Source organism: Pantoea ananatis PA13 (assembly GCF_000233595.1).
Lineage (GTDB): Bacteria > Pseudomonadota > Gammaproteobacteria > Enterobacterales > Enterobacteriaceae > Pantoea > Pantoea ananatis.
In genome coordinates this window covers 3447768-3472810 of record NC_017554.1, presented here as the reverse complement: position 1 = coordinate 3472810, position 25043 = coordinate 3447768, and the positions used below count along the sequence as shown (strand labels likewise).

The 25043-nt window shown below is 53.1% G+C and carries 22 protein-coding genes; 14 read left to right on the top strand and 8 right to left on the bottom strand.

All coding sequences use genetic code 11. The features are described from left to right. Positions 1–7: 7 nt before the first annotated feature. The 6 genes from PAGR_RS16495 to PAGR_RS16470 all read right to left on the bottom strand — a co-directional run bounded on the left by PAGR_RS16495 (position 8) and on the right by PAGR_RS16470 (position 6410). Positions 8–337: a cytochrome o ubiquinol oxidase subunit IV gene (locus PAGR_RS16495; protein ID WP_013024878.1), complete on the bottom strand. Its 330-nt coding sequence runs from the start codon at positions 335–337 to the stop codon at positions 8–10. Continuing rightward, positions 337–951, bottom strand: a complete 615-nt coding sequence (locus PAGR_RS16490) for a cytochrome o ubiquinol oxidase subunit III (RefSeq protein WP_013024879.1) — start codon at positions 949–951, stop codon at positions 337–339. The genes PAGR_RS16495 and PAGR_RS16490 overlap by 1 nt, the downstream gene beginning before the upstream one ends. Then, a complete protein-coding gene (cyoB, locus tag PAGR_RS16485) occupies positions 951–2933 on the bottom strand; it encodes a cytochrome o ubiquinol oxidase subunit I (protein WP_013024880.1) in 1983 nt (660 codons plus the stop codon). Before cyoB ends, PAGR_RS16490 begins: the two co-directional genes overlap by 1 nt. A 4-nt stretch (positions 2934–2937) precedes the next feature. Next, entirely contained in the window at positions 2938–3864 is a 927-nt protein-coding gene (cyoA, locus tag PAGR_RS16480; RefSeq protein WP_014606444.1) for a cytochrome o ubiquinol oxidase subunit II, read from the bottom strand. Positions 3865–4297: 433 nt separating this feature from the next. Further along, entirely contained in the window at positions 4298–5785 is a 1488-nt protein-coding gene (ampG, locus tag PAGR_RS16475; protein WP_014606443.1) for a muropeptide MFS transporter AmpG, read from the bottom strand. Positions 5786–5831: 46 nt separating this feature from the next. After that, on the bottom strand, positions 5832–6410 hold the full coding sequence (locus PAGR_RS16470) for a lipoprotein (RefSeq protein WP_014606442.1): 579 nt from the start codon (positions 6408–6410) through the stop codon (positions 5832–5834). Positions 6411–6673: 263 nt separating this feature from the next. Between PAGR_RS16470 and bolA the strand changes: the two genes are divergently transcribed. The 9 genes from bolA (at position 6674) to PAGR_RS16425 (ending at position 17059) form a co-directional block, all read left to right on the top strand. Beyond that, positions 6674–6988, top strand: coding sequence for a transcriptional regulator BolA (gene bolA / locus PAGR_RS16465; protein WP_013024884.1), 315 nt, complete (start codon positions 6674–6676; stop codon positions 6986–6988). A 294-nt stretch (positions 6989–7282) separates the two neighbouring features. Continuing rightward, complete coding sequence (gene tig, locus PAGR_RS16460) at positions 7283–8587, top strand: trigger factor (RefSeq protein WP_014593078.1); 1305 nt, start codon at positions 7283–7285, stop codon at positions 8585–8587. A 334-nt stretch (positions 8588–8921) separates the two neighbouring features. After that, positions 8922–9545 carry an ATP-dependent Clp endopeptidase proteolytic subunit ClpP gene (gene clpP, locus PAGR_RS16455; protein ID WP_006117959.1) on the top strand — a complete coding sequence of 208 codons (624 nt, stop codon included), beginning with the start codon at positions 8922–8924 and terminating at the stop codon, positions 9543–9545. 132 nt (positions 9546–9677) lie between these two features. Then, complete coding sequence (clpX, locus tag PAGR_RS16450; RefSeq protein ID WP_013024887.1) at positions 9678–10949, top strand: ATP-dependent protease ATP-binding subunit ClpX; 1272 nt, start codon at positions 9678–9680, stop codon at positions 10947–10949. A gap of 185 nt (positions 10950–11134) precedes the next feature. After that, the gene (gene lon / locus PAGR_RS16445) at positions 11135–13489 is read left to right on the top strand and encodes an endopeptidase La (protein ID WP_013024888.1); all 2355 of its coding nucleotides are present in this window, start codon (positions 11135–11137) and stop codon (positions 13487–13489) included. A gap of 215 nt (positions 13490–13704) precedes the next feature. Beyond that, a complete protein-coding gene (gene hupB, locus PAGR_RS16440) occupies positions 13705–13977 on the top strand; it encodes a nucleoid-associated protein HU-beta (RefSeq protein ID WP_014606441.1) in 273 nt (90 codons plus the stop codon). A gap of 250 nt (positions 13978–14227) precedes the next feature. Beyond that, positions 14228–16099, top strand: a complete 1872-nt coding sequence (gene ppiD, locus PAGR_RS16435) for a peptidylprolyl isomerase (RefSeq protein WP_014606440.1) — start codon at positions 14228–14230, stop codon at positions 16097–16099. Between the two features lie 139 nt (positions 16100–16238). Then, positions 16239–16562, top strand: a complete 324-nt coding sequence (locus PAGR_RS16430; protein WP_013024891.1) for a helix-hairpin-helix domain-containing protein — start codon at positions 16239–16241, stop codon at positions 16560–16562. 98 nt (positions 16563–16660) lie between these two features. Beyond that, positions 16661–17059 (top strand): acyl-CoA thioesterase, encoded by a 399-nt coding sequence (locus PAGR_RS16425; RefSeq protein ID WP_014606439.1) that lies wholly within the window; start codon positions 16661–16663, stop codon positions 17057–17059. A 58-nt stretch (positions 17060–17117) separates the two neighbouring features. Here PAGR_RS16425 and queC read toward each other — a convergent pair whose 3' ends face one another. Together queC and PAGR_RS16415 are read right to left on the bottom strand one after the other, a co-directional pair. Then, positions 17118–17813, bottom strand: coding sequence for a 7-cyano-7-deazaguanine synthase QueC (gene queC / locus PAGR_RS16420; protein ID WP_014593081.1), 696 nt, complete (start codon positions 17811–17813; stop codon positions 17118–17120). A gap of 126 nt (positions 17814–17939) precedes the next feature. Further along, the gene (locus PAGR_RS16415) at positions 17940–18974 is read right to left on the bottom strand and encodes a PLP-dependent cysteine synthase family protein (protein WP_014606437.1); all 1035 of its coding nucleotides are present in this window, start codon (positions 18972–18974) and stop codon (positions 17940–17942) included. Between the two features lie 117 nt (positions 18975–19091). On the opposite strand from PAGR_RS16415, the gene PAGR_RS16410 reads away from it, so the two are divergent. The 5 genes from PAGR_RS16410 (at position 19092) to amtB (ending at position 25035) form a co-directional block, all read left to right on the top strand. Continuing rightward, positions 19092–19553: an Lrp/AsnC family transcriptional regulator gene (locus tag PAGR_RS16410; protein ID WP_026021085.1), complete on the top strand. Its 462-nt coding sequence runs from the start codon at positions 19092–19094 to the stop codon at positions 19551–19553. 24 nt (positions 19554–19577) lie between these two features. After that, on the top strand, positions 19578–21347 hold the full coding sequence (locus tag PAGR_RS16405; RefSeq protein ID WP_013024896.1) for a SmdA family multidrug ABC transporter permease/ATP-binding protein: 1770 nt from the start codon (positions 19578–19580) through the stop codon (positions 21345–21347). Beyond that, complete coding sequence (locus PAGR_RS16400; RefSeq protein WP_014606436.1) at positions 21340–23115, top strand: SmdB family multidrug efflux ABC transporter permease/ATP-binding protein; 1776 nt, start codon at positions 21340–21342, stop codon at positions 23113–23115. Before PAGR_RS16405 ends, PAGR_RS16400 begins: the two co-directional genes overlap by 8 nt. Positions 23116–23372: 257 nt before the next feature. Further along, on the top strand, positions 23373–23711 hold the full coding sequence (glnK, locus tag PAGR_RS16395; RefSeq protein ID WP_013024898.1) for a P-II family nitrogen regulator: 339 nt from the start codon (positions 23373–23375) through the stop codon (positions 23709–23711). Positions 23712–23745: 34 nt separating this feature from the next. Further along, positions 23746–25035 carry an ammonium transporter AmtB gene (gene amtB / locus PAGR_RS16390; RefSeq protein ID WP_014606435.1) on the top strand — a complete coding sequence of 430 codons (1290 nt, stop codon included), beginning with the start codon at positions 23746–23748 and terminating at the stop codon, positions 25033–25035. The last annotated feature ends 8 nt before the right edge of the window (positions 25036–25043 follow it).

Below are 25043 nucleotides of genomic sequence, written 5' to 3'. Positions count from 1 at the left end.
AGACTCTTTAGTGGGGCATCATGTTGTAGTTGAGGTTCCACATGATCCACAGTGAGCCAACGACAACAATCAGGATAATGATTGCTGAGAAGACAATGGCCACCATGTTCCAGCCACCTTCAGACTTGCTGTCCAGGTGCAGGAAGTAAACCAGGTGAACCAGCACCTGAACTACTGCACAGACCAGCACAACGCCGAGGATGGTTCCATGAGAAGCGCTACCATCCATTACCATCCAGAACGGGATTCCCGTCAGGATGATAGAAAGGATGAAGCCGATCATGTAAGACTTCACGCTACCGTGTGATGCACCATGTTCGTTAACAGAATGACTCATTACATGGCTCCCATCAGATAAACTACGGTAAACACGCAAATCCAGACCACGTCCAGGAAGTGCCAGAACAGGCTCAGACACATGATACGCGTACGGTTGGTGGCGTTCAGACCGCGTTTAGCGATCTGGAACATCAGCACGGCCATCCAGATTAAACCAGAGGTAACGTGCAGACCGTGAGTACCGACCAGCGTGAAGAAGCCAGACAGGAAGCCGCTGCGGTCAGGACCGAAGCCCTCAACAATCAGATGATGGAATTCATAGATTTCCATCCCGATGAATCCAGCACCAAACAGGAAGGTCAACGCCAGCCAGCCGATAACGGCGCCTTTGTTTTCCTTGTTCATGGCGATAACGGCCATGCCGTAGGTGATAGAGCTCAATAACAGCAGCGCGGTTTCAACCAGCACGAACGGCAGTTCAAAGATATCTTTGCCTGCCGGACCACCGGCGGTGCTGTTAACCATAACTGCATAGGTCGCAAACAGGGTTGCGAAGATAATGCAGTCACTCATCAGGTAGATCCAGAAGCCAAAGACTTTATTGGCTCCTGCATCGTGATGCCCATGCTCCGCATGGGCGTCGTGGTGGTGTTTTACGGTTTCAGTTGACATTATTTCAGACCTGCTTTGCTGATTTCGTCAAAGTGCTGCTTTTCAATCTTCTCTACTTCGGCAACCGGAACGTAGTAATCCACGTCTTCGTCGAAGCTCTTCACGATCCAGCTTACGATCATGCCGAGGAAAGAAAGACCAGCCAGCCACCAGATATGCCAGATCATCGCAAAACCGAAGATGGTCGCAAACGCGGCAATAACAATCGCAGCACCGCTGTTTTTCGGCATATGAATTTCTTCATATTTAGCCGGTTGCTTGTACGCTTCGCCTTTCTCTTTCATTTCCCAGAAAGCGTCACGCTCATGCACATGCGGGATAACAGCAAAGTTATAGAACGGCGGTGGTGAAGAGGTTGCCCACTCCAGCGTACGCGCGCCCCATGGGTCACCGGTCAGATCGCGGTTCTGGTCGCGGTCACGCACAGAAACGTAGAACATAATGATCTGGCAAAGGATACCGCAGGCAATCAGTGCCGCACCGCCTGCCGCTACCACTAACAGCGAGTGGAACTGCGGGTCGATGTCCTGGCTCAGACGACGGGTCATGCCCATAAAGCCCAGTACGTACAGCGGCATAAAGGCAACGAAGAAACCGATAATCCAGAACCAGAAGGCGCGCTTGCCCCAGGTTTCGTTCAGCGTAAAGCCGAACGCTTTCGGGAACCAGTAAGTCACACCGGCCATACAACCGAACACCACACCACCGATAATCACGTTATGGAAGTGAGCAATCAGGAACAGACTGTTGTGCAGGACGAAGTCCGCACCTGGCACCGCCAGCAGAACACCGGTCATACCACCGACAGAGAAGGTGACCAGGAAGCCTACGGTCCACAGCATAGCAGAGTGCATTTGAATGCGGCCCTGGTACATGGTGAACAGCCAGTTAAAGATTTTAACCCCGGTAGGAATGGCGATAATCATCGTCATGATACCGAAGAAGGCGTTGACGTTCGCGCCCGCACCCATGGTGAAGAAGTGGTGCAGCCAAACGATGAACGACAACACGGTGATGGCGATGGTTGCCCATACCAGCGAGGTGTAACCGAACAGACGCTTTTTCGAGAAGGTCGCAGTGACTTCAGAGAAGACACCAAAGACCGGCAGAACAAGAATGTACACCTCTGGATGACCCCAAACCCAGATCAGGTTGACGTACATCATCATGTTACCGCCCATATCATTGGTAAAGAAATGGAAGCCGAGGTAACGATCAAGTGTCAACAGTGCCAGCGTAACGGTCAGAACCGGGAACGCAGCGATGATCAGGACGTTGGTGCACAGTGATGCCCAGGTAAATACTGGCATTTTGAACAGGTCCATGCCCGGTGCACGCATCTTCAGAATGGTAACGAAGAAGTTAATACCGGTCAGCGTGGTACCAATACCGGAAAGCTGGAGACTCCAGATCCAGTAATCAACCCCCACGCCAGGACTGTACTCTGCCCCCGACAGCGGTGGATAGGCCAGCCAGCCTGTTTGTGCGAATTCACCGACACCCAGAGACAGGTTAACCAGGATTACACCAATCGCGGTAAACCAGAAGCTCAGGTTGTTCAGGAACGGGAAGGCAACGTCACGTGCACCAATTTGCAAAGGTACCGCGATGTTCATCAGGCCCACAACGAACGGCATCGCCACGAAGAAGATCATGATCACGCCGTGCGCGGTGAAGATCTGGTCGTAGTGATGCGGCGGCAGTATGCCTGCTTCCCCGGCCGAAGCCAGAACCTGCTGGGTACGCATCATTACCGCATCGGCAAAGCCGCGCAGCAGCATGACGAAGGCCATGATGATATACATGATACCCAGTTTTTTGTGGTCGATGGAGGTGAACCATTCTGACCACAGATATTTCCACTTACCGAAATAAGTGATGGCGGCGACAAGCGCCAGACCTGCGATGATGATACCGGCGACCGTGACCATGACAATCGGCTCATGGAACGGTATAGCATCCAGTGTTAATTTTCCGAACATCGTATTATTCCTCGGCTCCCGCGGTAGCGGTGTGACTCATGTCCATGCCTTTATGCTCAGGCATGTCCATCTTCCCGTGGCTATGCATGAACTTGTTGATGACCTGCAAGAACAGTTCAGGATTAGCAGAAGAGAAATATTCCACCGGGTGATTTTCGCTTGGTACCGCTACTTTTTCGAAATCATCCATCGTTGTCAGCGTGTTAGGTGCCGCTTTAACTTTGGCAACCCACTGCTGGAACTCCGCGTCGTCTTTGGTGGCAATGGCTTTAAACTTCATACCAGAGAAACCGCGACCACTGAAGTTGGCGGAAATACCGTCGAAAGTTCCTGGCTCGTTGGCAATCAGATGCAGTTTAGTCTGCATGCCTGCCATCGCGTAGATCTGGCTACCGAGCGTAGGAATAAAGAAGGAGTTCATAACGGAATTAGAGGTGATTTTGAAGTTAACCGGTGTATTCGCCGGGAAAGCGATCTGGTTAACGGTCGCAATACCTTGTTCTGGATAAATGAACAGCCATTTCCAGTCCAGGGCAATCACATCAATTTCAACCGGTTTCACGTCTGACACCAGCGGTTTGCTCGGCTCCAGGGCGTGGGTTGATTTCCAGGTCAGCACACCAAGGAAAACAATGATCAGGATCGGAATGGTCCAGACCACGGCTTCCACTTTGTTAGAGTGTGACCAGTTAGGGCTGTATTTGGCATTCGTGTTTGAAGCCCGATATTTCCAGGCAAACACGATGGCCATCAAGACTGCAGGTATCACGACGATCATCATCAGACCAAAAGCGGTCAGGATCAGCGAACGTTGCTCCAGCGCAATCTGTCCTTTGGGATTTAACAATGCATTATCGCAGCCACTCATTAATAAAGTGCCTGCGATTAATGACAAAATCCCCAAACTTTTATTGTATTTACTGAGTCTCATTTAACGACCTCAATGACAAAGGGCTCTATTGTCGTTTAAGTGTGCGCGCATTTTACGGGAAGGTTTATGCAGTGTAAACCAGCTTAAGGATGTGTCAGAACCATGTTGACACCTTTTGCTAAGGGTGTCACAGATGTTGTTCTCGGTGACAAATTATTAACGTGGACAAGCAGTTGGCGGCAATATAACAAAAAGAGATGGATATAGGGTTAAACAAAAGTGGTAAAGGAATAACCCTGACTTTAATCACCCAATTATTTAACAATGTTGCATCATTTATTCGATTATTTTTAACCAAATTAATTGCGCACCGGTTTTAAATATCAGGGGGTAATCCCCCCGGTGAGTGAAATAATTTTTTGTAAATTGACACGCAAAGACAAATTAGGCGCGCTTAATCGACTGTACGAAATTGCGGCGAAATCACGAGCCGTTATCGGATAACGGCGGAGTCCTCTGCTTTCTGCAGCGCACGATAATCCAGCACCACACCGAATAGTACACCACAAAGCGCCAGCGTCATACCAGCCTCAAACAAGGGAATCAGCACGGCCGACAGGCGAGTCAGGCCCGCGGCGTCCAGCGCCAGCGCCAGCAGCCATAAAGCCAGCAATCCACAGCCGCCGGCAAACAGGCGGTTTGTCCAGCGGTAGCCCGATGCAAAGCGGGTACGCGGCAAAAACTGCCCGGTTTTTTGTGTGAAATCCAGCGTGCTGCGACAAAATGCTAACAGCGCCAGGCCGGGTAGGCCAGCCAGTATGGTAAAGGCATAAAAGGTTGGCCAGCCCCACCATTCCACTAAAAAACCCGCCACAGGGCCGACGTAAACGCGGCCGACCGCTGACAACGCGGACAGCAGCGCGAACTGCGTGGCGGAAAAGGATTTATTACACAGCGTCATCAGTAGCGCGACGAAAGCCGCCGTGCCCATCCCGCCACACAGGTTTTCGATAAACACCGCGCTCGCCATGCTCCACAGATGTTTGTCGGTGACGGCCAGCAGCCAGTAGCCAAAATTGGACACCGCCTGTAACAGGCCAAAAATCATCAGGGCGCGAAACAGGCTCAGGCGCTGCATCAGCACGCCACCATAGAGCGCCCCGATAATAGTGGCCAGCAGGCCAAGCGTCTTATTCACCAGGCCAACATCGCCCGGATTGAAGCCCACGCCACGGATTAAAAACGTGGTGGTGAGCGAGGCGGCAAACGCATCGCCCAGCTTGTAAAGAATGATCAGGGTAATCAGCAGCCAGGCGTTGTTGCGGTTAAAAAAGTCCCGCAGCGGATCAACCACCGCCTGACGTAATGAGCGGGGCGCGGACTGGCGGTCATCCGGCTCGTCAGCCATAAACGTTGCTACGATGCAGGGCACCAGTAACAGCGCCATCAGCCAGTAAGTGGCTCGCCAGCCGAGGTAGCGATCGGCCAGCCATAACGCCAGACCTCCCGATATCAGCATGGCCAGCCGATAACCGAGAACCGTAATGGCCGCGCCGCTTCCGCGCTCTTCCGGCGGCAACACGTCCGTCTTCCACGCATCAAATACAATATCCTGTGACGCAGAACAGAACGCGATTAACACCGCCAGCGCCGCCATCAGGGTCAAATCCCGGCTGGGCTGCATGAACCCCATCGTGATGATGCTGGCCACTAGCGCCAGTTGGGTGATCAGCAACCATCCTTTGCGGCGACCAAGAAAAGGTGGCGTGTAGCGATCCATCATGGGTGACCAGAGAAACTTAAATACGTAGGCCTGGCCAACCAGCGAAAAGAAACCAATGGTTTTCAGATCGATATTATCCACGGTCATCCACGCCTGTAACGTTCCACCCGTTAATGCCAGTGGCAATCCGGATGCAAATCCCAGCAGGAGTAAAACAGCGGCATTTTTTTGACGGAAGACGCGGAAGTAGTGATTCATACTGACCTTGAGAAGGGCCCGGCGTCATGCCGGGCAGGGGACAAAATTAGCGGGCGTTCTGCTTGATAAATTCGTTGACGCTGGTGTCCTGCGCCATATCCGCAATCACGTCACTCAGCGTTGAGTTAACCGCATTGGTGATTTTCTGGTTACTTGCGCTGAATGCACCTTCTACGCTGTAGGTCTGACGGTAGTTTTTGATCTGCTTATTGCCGTTTTTCGCGGTAGCAATAATAGAAATGTCCGCCTTGGTCGTAATGCTGTAACGCACGTCGCCCTGGGTGACGTCGGCATACAGATTATTAACAATGATTTGCAGATCCACTGCGCCATTAGGCCCTACCATATAGCCGCGTGCGGTCATCTGTTTTTCCAGCACTTCCTGCAGTAAGAAACGCAGGTCGCGTGAAGGGGTCAGACTGACCAGTTGGCCATCACGGTTCACTTTTGCCAGCGCCTGATCGCGGCGCTGGTCTGCGCCGTTAATGCTGACGGTGATGCCCATCAGGCTGGGATCGCGCTGCGGCAGCTGAATCTTGGGTTGGATTGTCAGTGTGTTGTTGCTGGAAGCACAGCCGGCCAGAATAAAGGCAGCCAGCAGTGGGAATAACAGTTTTTTCAACATACGCTTTCTCGTTAGTGTCATGGGTTGGTGTGCAAAAACTGCGGCCATCATAGCAAAGCGGTGCAGTGATTAAAGCCCCCTGCAAGAGGTAAAGTGAGCGCTGCGGCTTTTCGCCCCCGCTTTCTGGCATAAACAGCAGGCTGATAAGGCGCGCGATACGCCCAGCGGAATGATAATATTCCGCCCGTCACCGCGTAGAGTGGCTGAAAACCAACTAATATTTAAACAGATGGGGCACAGCGCTCGCCATTGAGGGTAAAACCATGATTCGAGAACAGATAGAAGAGAAGCTGCGCCTGGCTTTTGAGCCGGCTCATCTGGAGGTCCACGATGAAAGCTACCGACACAACGTGCCTGCCGGTTCGGAAAGTCACTTTAAAGTCGTGATCGTCAGTGACCGTTTTACCGGCCAGCGTTTCCTGGCGCGCCATCGCGCAATTTACAGCGAACTCAGCGCGGAGCTGGCGGGAAGCGTCCATGCCCTTGCGTTGCACACTTACACCTTGAAAGAGTGGGAAGGATTGCAGGATACGGTACTGGCTTCACCTCACTGCCGGGGCGCCGGAACGCTAGCCTGATTGCCCGCGTTTTAAACGGCCTTCGGGCCGTTTTTTGCGTTTAAGGGTGGCTAAACGCGATCTGTGGCTCAAAAAAACAGCAAACTCCCTGAAAAGTGGTGACTTAGCATCCTCGACTCATCTCAGCGATGCCGCTATAATGCTGCGTCTATTTTTCCGGAATGTCTTCGGGACGCTTCTGGTAACAGGGATCAGGTTCTCTTCACGGAAGCCGTCCCGGTTGTTGGATACGGCGCATTAACCAATGTGTGGTGTCTGAAGTTGACCGAGCACGTGATTTTTTGAGGTAACAAGATGCAAGTTTCTGTAGAAACCACTCAGGGCCTGGGCCGTCGCATTACGATTACTGTCGCTTCTGACAGCATCGAGAGCGCCGTTAAAAAAGAACTGGTGGATGTGGCGAAGAAAGTCCGTATCGATGGTTTCCGTAAAGGCAAAGTGCCAATGAACATCGTGGCACAGCGCTATGGTGCTTCTGTGCGCCAGGACGTGCTGGGCGATCTGATGACGCGTAACTTTGTTGACGCCATCATTAAAGAGAAAATTAATCCGGCTGGCGCACCGAACTACGTGCCAGGCGAATACACCGAAGGTCAGGACTTTACCTATGCGGTAGAATTCGAAGTGTATCCAGAAGTTGAGCTGAAAGGCCTGGAAAACATCGAAGTCGAGAAGCCACAGGTTCAGGTGACTGACGCGGATGTGGATACCATGCTGGAAACCCTGCGTAAGCAGCAGGCTAACTGGATTGAAACCGATGCAGCAGCCGGCGCAGAAGACCGCGCGACTATCGATTTCACCGGTTCTGTTGACGGTGAAGAATTCGAAGGCGGCAAAGCCTCTGATTTCGTTCTGGCGATGGGCCAGGGCCGCATGATCCCAGGTTTTGAAGAGGGCGTTGTCGGTCATAAAGCAGGCGAAACCTTCACTATCGACGTGAAATTCCCTGATGACTACCATGCGGAAAACCTGAAAGGGAAAGACGCGAAGTTCGAGATCGTGTTGAAGAAAGTTGAAACGCGTGAACTGCCAGAACTGACTGAAGAATTCATTAAACGTTTCGGCGTGGAAGAGGGTTCAGTTGACGGTCTGCGTGCCGAAGTGCGCAAGAACATGGAACGTGAGCTGAAAGGCGCTATTCGTAACCGCGTGAAAACCCAGGCTATCGACGGTCTGGTTGACGCAAACCCAATTGACGTGCCAGCTGCGCTGATCGACAGCGAAATCGACGTTCTGCGTCGTCAGGCTGCACAGCGCTTTGGTGGTGACGAGAAGCAGGCGCTGGAACTGCCACGTGAGCTGTTCGAAGAGCAGGCAAAACGTCGCGTTGTTGTCGGTCTGCTGCTGGGCGAAGTGATCCGCACCCATGAGCTGAAAGCTGACGAAGACCGCGTGAAAGTGCTGATCGAAGAGATGGCTTCTGCCTACGAAGATCCGCAGGAAGTGATCGAGTTCTACAGCAAGAATAACGAGCTGATGAACAACATGCGCAACGTTGCGCTGGAAGAGCAGGCTGTTGAAGCCGTGCTGGCGAAAGCGAAGGTTTCTGAGAAAGAAACTAACTTCCAGGAACTGATGAATCAGACCGCTCAGGCCTAATCATCTTTTTAACCGGTTGTGCTAAAGCCCGCGCCTGAAAAGTCGCGGGCTTTTTTCTGTATTACGCTTGCTGCCAGTTGGTTTGTCGCTATTTGGCTAATTTTTAGGCAAATTGTTCACGCATCGCTTTTTCCTGGTTAGCGATTGATGAAAAGGTTGTTATGCTTGAAACAACTGAGCAGCATCCCAAGATACAGGGAGTATGCAAAAACAGTTCGGCTGACTGATTAACCGTCCTGAAGTTGTCGGTAAGAGGCAGAGCATAGTTTTTGTCGCTCGTCTTACGTAAAATCGGTACAGAATGTTGCCAACGAAATTTATCCAGGAGACGGTAATGTCATACAGTGGCGATCGTGAGTTTACTGCACCGCACAATGCGTTGGTGCCAATGGTGGTCGAGCAAACCTCGCGCGGCGAGCGTTCATACGACATCTATTCCCGTCTGCTTAAAGAACGCGTAATCTTCCTTACCGGTCAGGTGGAAGATCACATGGCTAACCTGATTGTGGCCCAGATGCTGTTTCTGGAAGCAGAGAATCCGGAAAAAGATATTTACCTTTATATCAACTCACCGGGTGGCGTGATTACTGCCGGGATGTCAATTTATGACACCATGAAGTTTATCAAGCCGGACGTCAGTACCATTTGTATGGGCCAGGCCTGTTCAATGGGGGCTTTCCTGTTGACTGCCGGGACGAAGGGCAAGCGTTTCTGCCTGCCAAACTCACGCGTGATGATTCACCAACCGCTGGGTGGCTATCAGGGACAGGCAACTGACATTGAGATCCACGCGCGCGAAATCCTGAAGGTGAAGCAGCGCATGAACGAACTGATGGCGGAGCACACCGGCAAGTCACTGGAAGAAATTGAGCGTGACACCGAGCGTGACCGTTTCCTCTCCGCCAGCGAAGCGGTAGAGTATGGATTGGTCGATTCCATCCTGACGCATCGCCAATAAGCCCTAACTTCGCCTTGTCTCTGGTCTATAGTTAACAGGACAAGGTGATAATGGGTTGAATGAACATCGGCCGTGTACCCACGGCCAGTGCTGTACTTCTGGTACGGCCTGAGAATAAGAAGAGGTTAACTGATGACAGATAAGCGCAAAGACGGTTCAGGAAAGTTGCTGTACTGCTCTTTTTGCGGCAAAAGCCAGCATGAAGTGCGTAAGCTGATTGCCGGGCCGTCAGTGTATATCTGCGATGAGTGCGTTGATCTGTGTAACGACATTATTCGCGAAGAGATAAAAGAGGTTGCCCCGCATCGCGAACGTAGCGCCCTGCCTACGCCGCATGAGATCCGCCATCACCTCGACGATTACGTTATTGGTCAGGAAAGGGCCAAGAAAGTGCTGGCCGTGGCGGTGTACAACCACTACAAACGTTTACGCAACGGTGATACCAGCAACGGTATCGAGCTGGGTAAAAGTAATATCCTGCTCATTGGTCCTACCGGGAGCGGTAAAACGCTGCTGGCAGAAACCCTTGCCCGTTTACTGGATGTGCCTTTCACCATGGCGGACGCCACCACCCTGACCGAAGCCGGTTATGTGGGGGAAGACGTTGAAAACATCATTCAGAAACTGCTGCAAAAATGTGACTACGATGTGCAAAAAGCGCAGCGTGGTATTGTCTACATCGATGAGATTGACAAAATTTCACGTAAGTCAGACAACCCATCAATCACCCGTGACGTGTCAGGTGAAGGTGTGCAGCAGGCGTTGTTGAAACTGATTGAAGGTACGGTGGCTGCGGTTCCTCCGCAGGGCGGCCGTAAGCACCCGCAGCAGGAATTTTTGCAGGTTGATACCTCGAAAATTCTGTTTATCTGTGGCGGTGCGTTTGCCGGGCTGGATAAGGTCATCTCACAACGCGTTGAAACCGGTTCAGGCATTGGCTTTGGCGCCACTGTAAAAGGCAAATCGCAGAAAGCAACGGAAGGCGAGCTGCTGTCACAGTGTGAGCCGGAAGATTTGATCAAGTTTGGTCTGATCCCGGAATTCATTGGCCGTCTTCCTGTCGTCGCGACGCTTAATGAGCTGAGTGAAGAGGCGCTGATTCAGATTCTGCGCGAGCCAAAAAATGCGCTTACCAAGCAGTACCAGGCGTTGTTTAACCTGGAAGGCGTTGATCTGGAATTCCGTGATGAAGCCCTGACGGCGATTGCGAAAAAGGCGATGTCACGTAAAACTGGCGCGCGCGGTCTGCGTTCTATCGTGGAAGGTGCACTACTGGAAACGATGTACGATCTGCCTTCGATGGACGACGTCGAGAAAGTCGTGATTGATGAGTCAGTCATTGAGGGTCAGTCCGAACCCATGCTGATTTATGGCAAGCATGAAGCTCAGGCTTCTGGCGAATAAGTAAACAAATCGTCCACATTGTGCCATCTATAAAGGGGAAAATCTTTCCCCTTTTGCATTTCTCACCGTTGTGACATTGAATGTCTGACAATCATCCCCATATACTCAGACACCTGTGGGTTTAACCGCATACCTGCCTTTGCGGTACCCATCACCTGGCGGACACGAAACTAAGAGAGAGCTCTATGAATCCTGAGCGTTCTGAACGCATTGAAATCCCCGTCTTGCCTTTGCGCGACGTGGTAGTTTATCCGCACATGGTAATTCCGTTGTTTGTTGGCCGGGAAAAATCAATTCGGTGCCTCGAAGCCGCAATGGATCATGATAAAAAGATCATGCTGGTCGCACAGAAAGAGGCTTCAACGGATGAACCTGGCATAAACGATCTTTTTTCAGTGGGTACCATCGCCTCCGTTTTGCAGATGCTAAAGCTGCCAGACGGTACGGTGAAAGTGCTGGTTGAAGGCTTGCAGCGTGCCAACATCACGACGCTTGCCGACAACGGCGATCACTTTGTAGCCCAGGCTGAATATCTGGTTTCACCAGAGATCGAAGAGCGTGAGCAGGAAGTGCTGGTGCGCACGGCGATCAATCAGTTTGAAGGTTACATCAAGCTGAATAAAAAGATCCCGCCTGAGGTCTTAACCTCCCTGAACAATATTGACGATGCGGCGCGCCTGGCGGATACGGTTGCGGCGCATATGCCACTGAAACTCGCAGACAAACAGTCCGTGCTGGAGATGTCAGACGTTAACGAGCGTCTGGAATATCTAATGGCGATGATGGAGTCTGAGATCGATCTGCTGCAGGTTGAAAAACGCATACGCAACCGCGTGAAAAAGCAGATGGAAAAGAGCCAGCGTGAGTACTACCTGAATGAGCAGATGAAGGCCATTCAGAAAGAGTTAGGCGAGATGGATGATACGCCTGACGAGTACGAAGCGTTAAAACGCAAAATCGATGCGGCTAAAATGCCGCAGGAAGCGCGTGAAAAAGCCGAAGCCGAACTGCAGAAGCTGAAAATGATGTCGCCTATGTCTGCAGAGGCAACAGTGGTGCGCGGCTACATCGACTGGATGGTGCAGGTTCCTTGGAACGCGCGCAGCAAAGTGAAGAAAGACCTGCGCAAAGCCCAGGAAACGCTGGACACGGACCACTATGGTCTGGAACGCGTGAAAGACCGTATCCTTGAGTACCTTGCGGTGCAAAGTCGCGTCAGCAAAATCAAAGGGCCGATTCTTTGCCTGGTCGGACCGCCGGGCGTGGGTAAAACCTCGCTGGGACAGTCCATCGCAAAAGCGACTGGCCGTAAATACGTTCGTATGGCGTTGGGCGGCGTGCGCGATGAAGCGGAAATCCGTGGTCACCGCCGCACCTATATTGGCTCAATGCCGGGCAAGTTGATCCAGAAAATGGCGAAAGTGGGGGTAAAAAACCCGCTGTTCCTGTTGGATGAAATCGACAAAATGTCCTCGGATATGCGCGGCGATCCGGCATCCGCTCTGCTGGAAGTGCTGGATCCGGAACAGAATATCGCGTTTAACGATCACTATCTGGAAGTGGATTACGATCTCTCCGATGTGATGTTCGTGGCAACGTCAAACTCCATGAATATTCCGGCACCGCTGCTGGATCGTATGGAGGTGATTCGCCTGTCGGGTTATACCGAAGACGAAAAGCTCAACATCGCGAAACAGCATTTGCTGCCGAAGCAGATTGAGCGCAATGCCTTGAAAGCCGCTGAGATCAGCGTTGAAGACAGCGCGATTGTGGGCATCATTCGTTATTACACGCGTGAAGCCGGCGTACGTAGCCTGGAACGTGAACTGTCCAAACTGTGCCGTAAAGCCGTGAAGACGCTGCTGATGGATAAAACCAAAAAGCACATCACCATCAATGGTGAGAACCTCAAGGATTTCCTTGGCGTTCAGCGTTTTGACTATGGTCGTGCGGACAGCGAAAACCGTGTAGGCCAGGTAACCGGTCTTGCCTGGACAGAAGTGGGCGGGGATTTGCTGACAATCGAAACCGCCTGTGTACCGGGTAAAGGGAAACTGACCTATACCGGTTCACTGGGTGAAGTGATGCAGGAGTCGATTCAGGCCGCCCTGACCGTCGTGCGCGCACGTGCAGAGAAACTGGGTATCAACGGTGACTTTTACGAAAAACGTGATATCCACGTGCACGTACCAGAAGGGGCAACACCGAAGGATGGCCCGAGTGCCGGTATTGCGATGTGTACGGCGCTGGTGTCCTGTCTGACGGGTAACCCGGTGCGGTCAAATGTGGCGATGACCGGCGAGATCACGCTGCGTGGTCAGGTGCTGCCGATTGGTGGACTGAAAGAGAAGCTGCTGGCAGCGCACCGTGGTGGCATTAAAGTGGTCCTGATTCCGGACGAGAACAAGCGCGATCTGGAAGAAATTCCACAGAACGTGATTGCCGATTTGGAAATCCATCCGGTTAAGCGCATCGAAGAAGTATTGAACCTTGCACTGGAAAACGCGCCTTACGGCATGCAGGTCGCTACCGCAAAATAGTGATTAATGGCATAAACCGTTAAAAAGCAGAGCTGGCAACACCAATTGGTGCTTGCCAGCTTTTTTTTGTGCCGCTAATTTAGGTGGCTGCTGAACCATCGTTATAAGAGGATTACCGTTGTTTCAGCTTATAAGGCTTGATATAACTTGCTGCGCGTTCGTACCCGACAGGAAGCGTGGGTACGATGTGAAATAATAAAGAGGGGATGAATAGAGTGAATAAGTCACAACTGATCGATAAAATTGCTGCCGATGCCGACATTTCTAAAGCAGCAGCAGGACGTGTGTTAGATGCATTTATGGGCTCTGTTTCTGATGCGCTGAAAGGCGGAGATGAAGTGGCGCTGGTGGGATTCGGCACTTTCTCAGTACGTGAGCGCGCAGCGCGCACAGGCCGTAACCCACAAACCGGTAAAGAGATCACTATCCCGGCAGGTAAAGTACCGGGTTTCCGTGCAGGTAAAGCACTGAAAGACGCTGTCAACTAATGACAACGCCACCACTCATTAACACATTTTCTTGAGTGGATTAGAGGACGGTTAACGCGTTCTCATGTAACATACGGGCACATCGATAAGATGTGCCTTTTTTTATATCCAGAGAGGCAGTAAAGGTCGCAAGGCTTGTCTCAACAGGATTATTGCTGCCAGCAAGATTTGCAGCTGAGTAATGCGCCGGGAAGAGGGCGTTATTGCGACAGGGCTTTACATTCACACTACAGCGGAGTGTTGTCATACCATGATGGACAATTTACGCGCGGCGTCGAACCATGTCGTGCTCAAGATTATTTTGGGGTTGATCATTCTCTCCTTTGTGCTGACCGGCGTTGGCAACTATCTGATTGGCGGCAACAATGATTATGCGGCCAAAGTGAACGGTCAGGAGATCAGCCGGGCGCAGTTAGATCAGGCATTTAACAGCGAACGTAACCGCCAGCAGCAGATGCTGGGCGACCAGTTCTCGCAGCTTGCAGGTAACGATGGTTACATGCAGCAGATGCGCCAGCAGGCGCTGTCGCAGCTGATCGATCAGGCCTTACTGGACAGCTACATCAAAGATCTGCACATTGCCATCAGTGACGATCAGGTTAAGCAGGCGATTTTCAATCAGGCTGCTTTCCAGACGAACGGTAAGTTTGATAACGCCAAATATAACGCGATGATCGGCAACATGGGCTTTACTGCCGACCAGTATGCGGAAGCGCTGCGCAAGCAGCTGGCGACACAGCAGCTCATCAACGCCATCGCCAACACCGACTTTATGCTGAAAAATGAAACCAGCAAGCTGGTGGATTTGGTGGCGCAGAAGCGCGATATTCAGACCGCAACCCTGGACGTGAATGCACTTGCGGCGAAGCAGACCGTCAACGATGACGAGATCAACCAGTATTATCAGCAGCATAAAAACAGCTTTATGGCGCCTGAACAGTTCCGGGTCAGCTATATCAAACTGGATGCGGCAGGCATGCAGGAAAACGCCAGCGATGCGGATATTCAGGCCTGGTACGATCAGCATAAAGCGGATTACACCCAGCCACAGCGCGATCGCTACAGCGTCATTCAGACCAAAACGGAAGCCGATGCCAACGCCATTCTGGCTCAGCTGAAAAGCGGTGCTGATTTTGCCGAACTGGCGAAAACCAAATCCATTGACCCGATTTCTGCCCGCAAAGGCGGCGATATGGGCTGGCTGGAACCTTCTACCACGCCGGATGAGCTGAAAAATGCCGGACTGAAAGAGAAAGGCCAGCTGTCAGGCGTGATCAAGTCTTCCGTTGGCTTCCTGATCGCGCGCCTCGACGATATCATCCCTGAGCAGGTCAAGCCGCTGGCCGACGTGCGCAGTGAGGTGGCGGATGAGGTCAAGCAGGAAAAAGCAGTGGATGCCTTCTATAAGCTGCAGCAGAAGGTGAGTGAAGCGGCCAGCAATGATAATGAGTCTCTTGCGGGCGCGGAGCAGGCGTCGGGCATGAAAGCCACAGAAACGGGCTGGTTTAGCCGTGACGACGTACCGAAAGATCTCGATTTTGACGCGGTGAAGCAGGCAATTTTCAACGGCGGGCTTGTTGGACAAAATGGCGCGCCAGGCAATAACTCTGACATCATCAGTGTGGATGGCGATCGTGCCTTCGTGTTGCGTATCAGTGAGCACAAACCTGAAGCGGTTGAACCGCTGGAAAAGGTTAATGCACAGATTATCGACACGTTGAAACACGACAAAGCGACGCAGCAGGCTAAAGCCCAGGCCGATAAACTGTTAGCCGACCTCAAAGCCGGAAAACAAGATGTGCTTAAAGCGGCAGGCCTGACCCTGAGCGCCAGTAAAACGGTTGATCGAAATACGCAGGATCCGGTGGCACAGGCTGCCTTTAACCTGCCACAGCCTGAGGATAACAAACCCTCCTGGGGCGTCAGCGAAGATATGCAGGGCAATGTGGTTCTGGTGGCGGTGGATAAGGTCAGCACCGGTACGATGCCACAGGCGCAGATTAATGAAATGGTCAAAGGCGTCACGCAGAACAACGCGCAGCTTGCCTTTGAAGCATTGCTGCAAAATCTGCGTAAAGAGGCCAAAATCAAATACGGTGCCGCTGCCCAGCAGATGCAGTGATCCTCGCAAATTTCAGATAATGACTGAAACAACCCAAGGCCGCTTATGCGGCCTTTTCCATTTTTAACCTTTGCCGTTTGAGGGCAGGTTATTGTCGTGACAACCTGAGCCTGCTGTTTAACACAAGGAGAAACACAGCATGGCTAAACCCAACTTACACGCCTTTTATCTTTCCCTCGCCCTGTGTGGCGCGCTGTATCAAATGCCTCTTTCAGCGGCAGAAACCCCAAGTGAAACCCAGGCCGCGCAGGTTTCCATGCCGCAGCAGGAGCTGGTCAGCATCAACGACGCGACGGCAGAGCAGCTATCAAAGGCGATGAACGGGGTGGGCCTCAAGAAGGCGCAGTCTATCGTCAGCTATCGTGAAGAGTACGGGCCGTTTACGGCTATCGATCAGCTGAAAGAGGTGCCCGGCTTTGGCAATGCCCTGGTTGAAAGAAACCTGTCGCGTCTGAAATTGTGAAGTGATGCGCAACTCTGATGCTTAACCTGCTGTTACGGGCGGACTCTGCTAAAGTGAACAGGTCCAACCAGTTAATCTATAGCAGCAGGAGAACAGGAATGCAGACCACGATAAAAGTGCGCGGCTATCATCTGGATGTCTATCAGCATGTTAACAATGCTCGTTATCTGGAGTTTTTAGAAGAAGCGCGCTGGCAATGGCTGGAAGAAGCGGACGCCTTTAATTGGTTGCTTGAGCAGAAACTGGCCTTTGTGGTGGTAAACATCAACATCAATTATCGTCGCCCGGCGGTGCTGGGCGATGTACTGGAGATCAGCAGCGACATCACGCAGCTTAATGGAAAAAGCGGCATCATTTCTCAGCGGGTTCTTTTAGCGGGTGGTGAGACCGTTGTTGCAGATGCGGCACTGACCTTCGTGTGCATCGACCTGCGTTCCCAGAAAGCCGTCCCGCTGGAAGGCGAACTGCGGCAGCGACTGGAAAGACTGATGTCTTAACTGATGTCTTAACTCATGTCATCAAGGCGGCGGCTATCTGTCGCCGCCGCGCCCGAGGTTACGGCAAACCGGTTTTTGCCTTCATGGCTGCCATAATACCGGGGCGATCCTGCAGATAAGCATTCAGGCCGTTTGAGCGCAGATGACAGGCGGCACATTCGCCACAGCCGTCACCTTTGATGCCGTTATAACAGGTGAGCGTCTCTTCGCGGATCAACGTAAGCTGCTGCCAGTAATCGGCCAGCGCCCAGGTTTCGGCTTTATTGAGCCACATCAACGGGGTTTCAAAACGAACATCGCGCGCCATGCCAAGGCCGATCGCGTGGTTAAGCGCTTTGACGAACTCGTCGCGACAGTCGGGATAACCGGAGAAGTCGGTTTCGCAAACGCCGGTGATGACGGCTTCCGCTTCAACCTGATACGCGTAAACCGAGGCCAGGGTCAGAAACAGAATATTGCGGCCCGGTACAAAAGTGCTCGGCAGGCCGCTAGCCTCGGGATCATAAGCGGGAACCGGAATGCTGTCGCGCGTCAGGCTGCTGACGGCCAGTTCATTCAGCATGGTCACATCGAGTACCTTGTGCGCTCGGGCGCCCAGTTTTAAGGAAAGGTCCCGGGCCACGTCAATCTCTTCACGATGACGCTGACCATAGTCGAAGGTCACACAGTGCACTTCATCGTAATGCTGTAGGGCCTGAACCAGGCAGGTGGTGGAGTCTTGTCCACCGCTAAATACGACAACGGCGCGTTTCATGGCACGTCCCAATAATAAAAATTGGTGCTTATGGTAATACCTGAACGCGCGGCTGAACAGCTGCAGGGGCAATAACTGGCCCGATCTGGCGCTTCTTAACCCCGTTAGTCAAGGTCTGATAGCGCACTAGCCCAGTTCGCGCTGCCAGGGCGTAATATCGCCAATGTGCTCGGCAACCCACTCAGGTTGATAGTAAGTATCAGGATAACGTTCTCCGCTGTCGCACAGCAGTGTCACCAGCGAGCCCTGCTCGTGGTTATCGCGTAAGCGTTTTGCCACCTGCATCATGCCCCAGAAGTTGGTGCCGGTAGACGGGCCCGGTTTGCGTCCCAGCAGCGTTTCCAGCTTCAGCATGGCGGCAATTGATGCGCCATCCGGTACGCGAAGCATTTCGTCAATCACATCGGGCATAAAGGAAGGCTCGACGCGTGGACGACCAATGCCTTCAATCATGCTGCCACGATTGCTGGTCAGGGTGGCGTCACGGTTGTGCCAGTAGTCATAAAAAACGGAATGCTGCGGATCAACGACCAGTAATCGCGTATCGCATCCCTGATAGCGAATATAGCGTCCCAGCGTGGCCGAGGTACCGCCAGTGCCGGCACTCATAATCAGGGTGTGAGGAACGGGAAAGGGTTCGTGTGCCATCTGACGGAAGATGCTTTCAGCAATGTTGTTGTTGCCGCGCCAGTCGGTGGCCCGTTCCGCGTAGGTAAACTGATCCATAAAATGGCCGTTCAGTTCCCGGGCGAGGCGCTCGGATTCTGCATAGAGCTGACAGGGATCGCTGACAAAGTGACACTGACCGCCGTAAAAGGTGATCTGCTCAATTTTACGCTTCGCGGTGCTGGCGGGCATGACGGCAATAAAAGGCAAGCCCAGCAGGCGGGCAAAATAGGCTTCAGACACGGCCGTACTGCCCGAAGATGCCTCAATAACCGGCGTATCTTGTTTGATCCAACCGTTGGCCAACGCGTACAGAAACAGAGAGCGCGCCAGACGATGTTTCAGACTTCCGCTGGGATGCGTGCTTTCATCTTTGAGATAGAACCTGATGCCCGGAAAATCCGGCAAACTGAAGCGAATTAAGTGTGTGTCCGCTGAGCGTTGAAAATCAGCGTTAATTTCGTTAATCGCGTGGCGTACCCAGCATGTTGACATGGCGTTCATTTCCGGTCGGATGAAAGTCATTATTTTAAGGCACGTGTAGGAAAAAGAGCTTGCTGGTTTTGCGTTAAAATGGCGGTAATGGAGAAAATATTTCTACCGGAGGGCCGTATGCCAGATAAAATTGACCTTAAACTGTTGGCTATGCTGCAGCAGGACTGCACCACTTCACTCCAGGTACTGGCAGATGCGGTTAATCTCACCACGACGCCCTGTTGGAAGCGCCTTAAAAAGCTGGAAGAAGACGGCATTATTCGCGGACGGGTCGCTCTGCTGGATAATGAAAAGCTTGGCCTCTGTCTCACGGCCTTTATGTTTGTCAAAACCACCCAGCACAGCAAAGCCTGGTATCAGGAGTTCGTCTCGGTGGTGCAGAGCATGCCGGAAGTGATGGGCTTTTACCGTATGGCCGGTGAGTACGATTATTTACTGCGTATTCAGGTTGCCGACATGAAAAGTTATGATGCCTTTTATAAGCGTTTAGTTAATGGTGTAACAGGCCTGATCGATGTGACCTCCAGCTTCGCGATGGAAGAGATTAAATACACGACAGCCCTGCCTGTTGGCCCCTGAGTATCTGAGATTGAGAGCAGCCTTGTGCGATTATTCAGCCAGTTAAGTTGGTATTTTATCCGTGAGTGGCGGCGTTATCTGGGCGCCGTCACCTTACTGATCGTTATTGCCGTTCTGCAGTTGCTGCCGCCGTGGATTGTCGGGGTGATTGTGGACGGCGTGACCCACCAAAACATGGATGCCCGGCGCATCCTGATGTGGATTGGCATTATGCTGCTGACCGCCGTGGTGGTTTATCTGCTGCGCTATGTCTGGCGCGTGCTGCTGTTTGGCGCATCCTACCAACTGGCCGTTGAGCTGCGAGAGGATTTTTATCGTCAGCTCAGCCGTCAGCAGCCGGCGTTTTACCTGCGTCACCGAACCGGCGATCTCATTGCCCGCGCCACCAACGACGTCGATCGGGTGGTTTTTGCTGCCGGTGAAGGCGTGCTGACGCTGGTGGATTCTCTGGTCATGGGATGCGTTGTGTTAATTGCCATGAGTACACAAATCAGCTGGCAGCTGACGCTGATATCGCTAATACCGATGCCATTCATGGCGTTGGTCATTCACCGCTATGGCGAGCAGCTACATAACCGTTTCAAACTGGCGCAGGCGGCCTTTTCCAGCCTGAACGATCAGACGCAAGAGAGCCTTACCAGCATCCGAATGATTAAGGCATTTGGGCTGGAGCAACATCAGTCGGCGCAGTTCGCCGATATTGCACGTGATACCGGAGAGAAAAACCTGCGCGTTGCGCGAGTGGATGCGCGTTTTGATCCCACCATTTATATCGCGATTGGCTTTGCCAACCTGCTGGCGATTGGCGGCGGAAGCTGGCTGGTGTGGCATGATCAAATGACGCTGGGGCAGCTCACCAGCTTTGTCATGTACCTGGGATTGATGATCTGGCCGATGCTGGCGCTGGCATGGATGTTTAACATTGTTGAGCGTGGCAGTGCTGCCTGGAGCCGAATTCGTGCGCTGCTTTCTGAGGCACCGGTCGTTGAAGACGGTGATAAAACCTTGCCTGACAGGGCCGGAACGTTACAGGTCTCGATTCGCGAATTCAGCTATCCCGCCAGTTCAGGTGCGATACTGAGCCAGGTTGAATTTCAACTCAAGCCAGGCGATATGCTGGGCCTGTGCGGCCCGACCGGCAGTGGTAAAACGACCTTGCTGAGTTTGATTCAGCGTCACTTCGATATTCAGCAGGGGGATATCCGCTACCATTCCATCCCGCTGCCACAGCTGCGGCTGGACAGCTGGCGCAGCCGTCTCGCCGTCGTCAGTCAGACGCCGTTTCTGTTTTCCGACAGCGTGGCCAATAACATTGCGCTGGGCAGGCCGGATGCCAGTCAGGAGGATATTGAGCAGGCGGCAAAAATGGCCTGCGTCCATGACGATATCTTACGCCTGCCGCAAGGCTACGAAACCGAAGTCGGGGAGCGCGGAGTCATGCTGTCTGGCGGTCAGAAACAGCGTATTTCAATCGCCCGTGCCCTGCTGCTTGATGCGGAGATCCTGGTTCTGGACGATGCGCTGTCGGCCGTGGACGGACGCACAGAACACGAAATTTTGCATAATCTGCGCCTGTGGGGCAAAGGGCGCACGTTGATCATCAGCGCCCACCGCCTGTCGGCACTCACGGAAGCCAGTGAGATTCTGGTGCTGCATCAGGGCACCGTGGCGCAGCGAGGCGACCACGCTGCCCTGACGAACGCGGCGGGCTGGTATCGGGATATGTATCGCTATCAGCAACTGGAAGCCGCACTGGATGATGATGAAACGGAAAAAGGAGTGCCGCATGGCTAAGTCACAACGTATGTGGCCAACACTTAAACGCCTGCTGAGCTACGGTAAACCGTGGCGCAAATCGCTGTCGCTGGCCGTGTTGATGCTCTGGATTGCCGCCGCCGCCGAAGTCACCGGCCCGGTTCTGGTGAGTTATTTCATCGATAATCTGGTGGCGAAGCATCAAATGCCCTGGGGCATCGTGGCAGGACTGGTCGTGAGTTTTATTCTGCTGCAGCTGCTGGCCGCCGCTCTGCATTACGGGCAGGCGTTACTGTTTAACCAGGCTGCGATTGGCGTGGTGCAGCGTTTACGCACCGATGCCATGAACGCGGCGCTGCGTCAGCCGCTCGCTGCGTTTGATACCCAGCCGGTGGGTCAGTTGATTTCCCGGGTCACCAACGACACGGAAGTCGTCCGGGATCTGTATGTGACCGTTGTCGCGACGGTCCTGCGCAGCGCCGCGCTGGTGGGCGCAATGATGGTGGCCATGTTCAGCCTGGACTGGCGCATGGCGCTGGTGGCGATGTTGATTTTCCCTATGGTGCTCATCGTCATGCTGATTTATCAGCGCTTCAGTACACCGATAGCGCGTCGCGTTCGCAGCTATCTGGCCGATATCAACAACGGTTTTAACGAAGTGATTAGCGGGATGAGCGTGATTCAGCAGTTCCGCCAGCAGGCACGTTTTGGCGAACGCATGGGGGAAGCCAGCCGCTCTCACTATCTGGCGCGCATGGAAACCCTGCGGCTCGATGGCTTCCTGTTACGGCCGCTTTTAAGCCTGTTTTCGGCGCTGGTGCTGTGCGGGCTGCTGCTGTTATTCAGTTTCTCAATGCCCGGCGTTTTCGAAGTCGGGGTGCTGTACGCGTTTATCACCTATCTGGGCCGGCTTAACGAGCCCTTAATCGAACTCACTACGCAGCAGTCGATGTTGCAGCAGGCGGTTGTCGCGGGCGAGCGTATTTTTGAACTGATGGATGCGCCCCAGCAGCACTATGGTGACAGCGATCGACCCATGGCGTCCGGACGCATTACGCTGGATAACCTGAGCTTTGCCTATCGCGATGATCGTGACGTGCTAAGCAACATCTCGCTGGATGTGCCTTCACGCGGCTTTGTCGCTCTGGTCGGTCATACCGGCAGCGGCAAGAGCACGCTGGCAAACCTGTTAATGGGCTACTATCCGGTGACGCGCGGTGAAGTCCGTCTGGACGATCGTCCGTTGGGGCAATATTCCCACCAGGCGCTACGACGCAGCATCGCGATGGTACAGCAGGATCCGGTCGTACTGGCCGACACGCTGCTGGCCAACGTGCGGCTGGGTCGGGATATCAGCGAAGAAGCCGTGTGGACGGCGCTGGAGCAGGTACAGCTGGCGCCGCTGGCCCGGGCATTGCCTGCTGGTATTCATACCCGACTGGGCGAACAGGGGAATAACCTGTCGGTGGGGCAAAAGCAATTACTCGCGCTGGCACGCGTACTGGTACAACTGCCGCAGATTCTCATCCTTGATGAAGCCACCGCAAATATCGATTCCGGTACAGAGCAGGCCATCCAGCACACGCTGCGCACCCTGCGTCAGCATACGACGCTGGTGGTTATCGCCCACCGTCTTTCCACCATTACCGAAGCAGACAACATACTGGTGCTGCACCGTGGTCATGTTGTCGAGCAGGGCACGCACCAGCAGCTGCTGGCAGAGGAAGGGCGCTACTGGCAAATGTATCAGTTGCAACAGGTTGGCGATGAACTGGAATCGGCAGCACCGTTAGTCAGTGCAGGGTGATTGCACCTTTTTTGCGCATCTTTTTCTCCATTGTTCCGTCAGGATGCACGCCTTTGAGCGTAACAGCACCAAAGGAGTGCATCCGCTTCGTTTATTAATCCCCCAGTTTTTCCCAGACCGATATTCAGCATTTCCTGAGCCTTATTCCGTCGCGGCCTGATAACGGATTTCGCACAATACTTACATCTGGCACAGCCTTTGCTTAAGTCTCTGCGTGTCCATGAGACTTACTTATTTCAATTCCTTAAGGAGAGGCTATGAAGCTGGTTACCGTCGTAATTAAGCCGTTCAAGCTGGAAGATGTGCGAGAGGCATTATCCTCCATTGGTATTCAGGGACTGACCGTCTCCGAAGTGAAAGGTTTTGGACGTCAGAAAGGGCACGCCGAACTGTACCGTGGTGCGGAATACAGCGTGAACTTTCTGCCCAAGGTCAAAATTGATATCGCCATTGCAGACGACCAACTGGACGAAGTGGTGGACGTAATCAGTAAATCGGCTTACACCGGAAAAATTGGCGACGGCAAGATTTTCGTTGCTGAACTGCAGCGCGTGATTCGCATACGTACCGGCGAAACCGACGAAGCCGCACTGTAAACAAGACTCAGTAATGTGATGGGATGGAAAAAAAATGAATAAAATGCTGACCAAGTTGGGCCTCACCAGCCTGGCACTGTTACCGTCGCTGGCAATGGCTGCTGCGCCTGCCGTTGCAGACAAAGCCGATAACGCCTTTATGATGATTTGCACTGCGCTGGTGCTGTTTATGTCAATTCCCGGGATTGCGCTGTTTTACGGCGGCTTGATCCGCGGTAAAAACGTGCTCTCTATGCTCACTCAGGTGGCGGTCACCTTTTCGCTGGTATGTGTGCTGTGGGTGATTTATGGCTACTCACTGGCCTTTAGCGAAGGCAATGCTTTCTTTGGCAGCTTCAACTGGGTGATGCTGAAAAACATTGCGCTGACAGCGGTAATGGGCAGCTTTTATCAATACATCCATGTGGCTTTCCAGGCGTCCTTTGCCTGTATTACCGTGGGGCTGATCGTCGGTGCCATTGCGGAACGTATTCGTTTCTCAGCCGTGCTGATTTTCGTGGCGGTATGGCTGACGCTGGCTTATCTGCCTATCGCGCATATGGTCTGGGCAGGCGGCTTACTGGCTCAGGATGGCGCGCTGGACTTTGCTGGCGGCACGGTTGTGCACATTAACGCGGCGGTTGCCGGACTGGTCGGTGCTTACCTGGTGGGCAAACGTGCAGGCTTCGGCAAAGAGGCATTTAAACCTCACAACCTGCCAATGGTCTTTACCGGTACCGCGATTCTGTATGTCGGCTGGTTTGGCTTCAACGCAGGTTCGGCGTCGGCAGCTAACGAAATTGCCGCACTGGCTTTCCTGAATACCGTTGTGGCGACTGCCGCTGCTGTGCTGGCATGGACCTTCGGCGAGTGGGCGCTGCGTGGTAAACCTTCTCTGTTAGGTGCCTGTTCTGGTTTTATTGCGGGTCTGGTTGCCATTACGCCAGCCTGTGGTTATGTCGGCGTCGGTGGCGCGTTAATTATCGGTTTAGCCGGTGGTCTGGCGGGCATCTGGGGCGTAACAACGCTGAAAAGATGGCTGCGGGTTGACGATCCTTGTGACGTATTCGGCGTTCACGGCGTCTGTGGCATCATCGGCTGTATCCTGACGGGCGTGTTCGCGTCCTCTTCTCTGGGCGGCGTAGGCTATGCACCAGGCGTCACTATGGGGCATCAGGTTGCCGTTCAGCTGTTCAGCGTAGGGGTGACTATCGTCTGGTCTGCCGTGGTGGCCTTCATTGGCTTTAAACTGGCGGATATGATTGTAGGGCTGCGCGTGCCGGAAGAGCAGGAGCGCGAAGGCCTGGACGTCAACAGCCATGGCGAGAACGCATACAACCATTAATGCATCTG

Bases quoted from the DNA above. Each gene is read 5' to 3' on its own strand.
- PAGR_RS16495 (WP_013024878.1), bottom strand. From the start codon at position 337: ATGAGTCATTCTGTTAACGAACATGGTGCATCACACGGTAGCGTGAAG.
- PAGR_RS16490 (WP_013024879.1), bottom strand. From the start codon at position 951: ATGTCAACTGAAACCGTAAAACACCACCACGACGCCCATGCGGAGCAT.
- cyoB (WP_013024880.1), bottom strand. From the start codon at position 2,933: ATGTTCGGAAAATTAACACTGGATGCTATACCGTTCCATGAGCCGATT.
- cyoA (WP_014606444.1), bottom strand. From the start codon at position 3,864: ATGAGACTCAGTAAATACAATAAAAGTTTGGGGATTTTGTCATTAATC.
- ampG (WP_014606443.1), bottom strand. From the start codon at position 5,785: ATGAATCACTACTTCCGCGTCTTCCGTCAAAAAAATGCCGCTGTTTTA.
- PAGR_RS16470 (WP_014606442.1), bottom strand. From the start codon at position 6,410: ATGTTGAAAAAACTGTTATTCCCACTGCTGGCTGCCTTTATTCTGGCC.
- bolA (WP_013024884.1), top strand. From the start codon at position 6,674: ATGATTCGAGAACAGATAGAAGAGAAGCTGCGCCTGGCTTTTGAGCCG.
- tig (WP_014593078.1), top strand. From the start codon at position 7,283: ATGCAAGTTTCTGTAGAAACCACTCAGGGCCTGGGCCGTCGCATTACG.
- clpP (WP_006117959.1), top strand. From the start codon at position 8,922: ATGTCATACAGTGGCGATCGTGAGTTTACTGCACCGCACAATGCGTTG.
- clpX (WP_013024887.1), top strand. From the start codon at position 9,678: ATGACAGATAAGCGCAAAGACGGTTCAGGAAAGTTGCTGTACTGCTCT.
- lon (WP_013024888.1), top strand. From the start codon at position 11,135: ATGAATCCTGAGCGTTCTGAACGCATTGAAATCCCCGTCTTGCCTTTG.
- ppiD (WP_014606440.1), top strand. From the start codon at position 14,228: ATGATGGACAATTTACGCGCGGCGTCGAACCATGTCGTGCTCAAGATT.
- PAGR_RS16430 (WP_013024891.1), top strand. From the start codon at position 16,239: ATGGCTAAACCCAACTTACACGCCTTTTATCTTTCCCTCGCCCTGTGT.
- PAGR_RS16425 (WP_014606439.1), top strand. From the start codon at position 16,661: ATGCAGACCACGATAAAAGTGCGCGGCTATCATCTGGATGTCTATCAG.
- queC (WP_014593081.1), bottom strand. From the start codon at position 17,813: ATGAAACGCGCCGTTGTCGTATTTAGCGGTGGACAAGACTCCACCACC.
- PAGR_RS16415 (WP_014606437.1), bottom strand. From the start codon at position 18,974: ATGTCAACATGCTGGGTACGCCACGCGATTAACGAAATTAACGCTGAT.
- PAGR_RS16410 (WP_026021085.1), top strand. From the start codon at position 19,092: ATGCCAGATAAAATTGACCTTAAACTGTTGGCTATGCTGCAGCAGGAC.
- PAGR_RS16400 (WP_014606436.1), top strand. From the start codon at position 21,340: ATGGCTAAGTCACAACGTATGTGGCCAACACTTAAACGCCTGCTGAGC.
- glnK (WP_013024898.1), top strand. From the start codon at position 23,373: ATGAAGCTGGTTACCGTCGTAATTAAGCCGTTCAAGCTGGAAGATGTG.
- amtB (WP_014606435.1), top strand. From the start codon at position 23,746: ATGAATAAAATGCTGACCAAGTTGGGCCTCACCAGCCTGGCACTGTTA.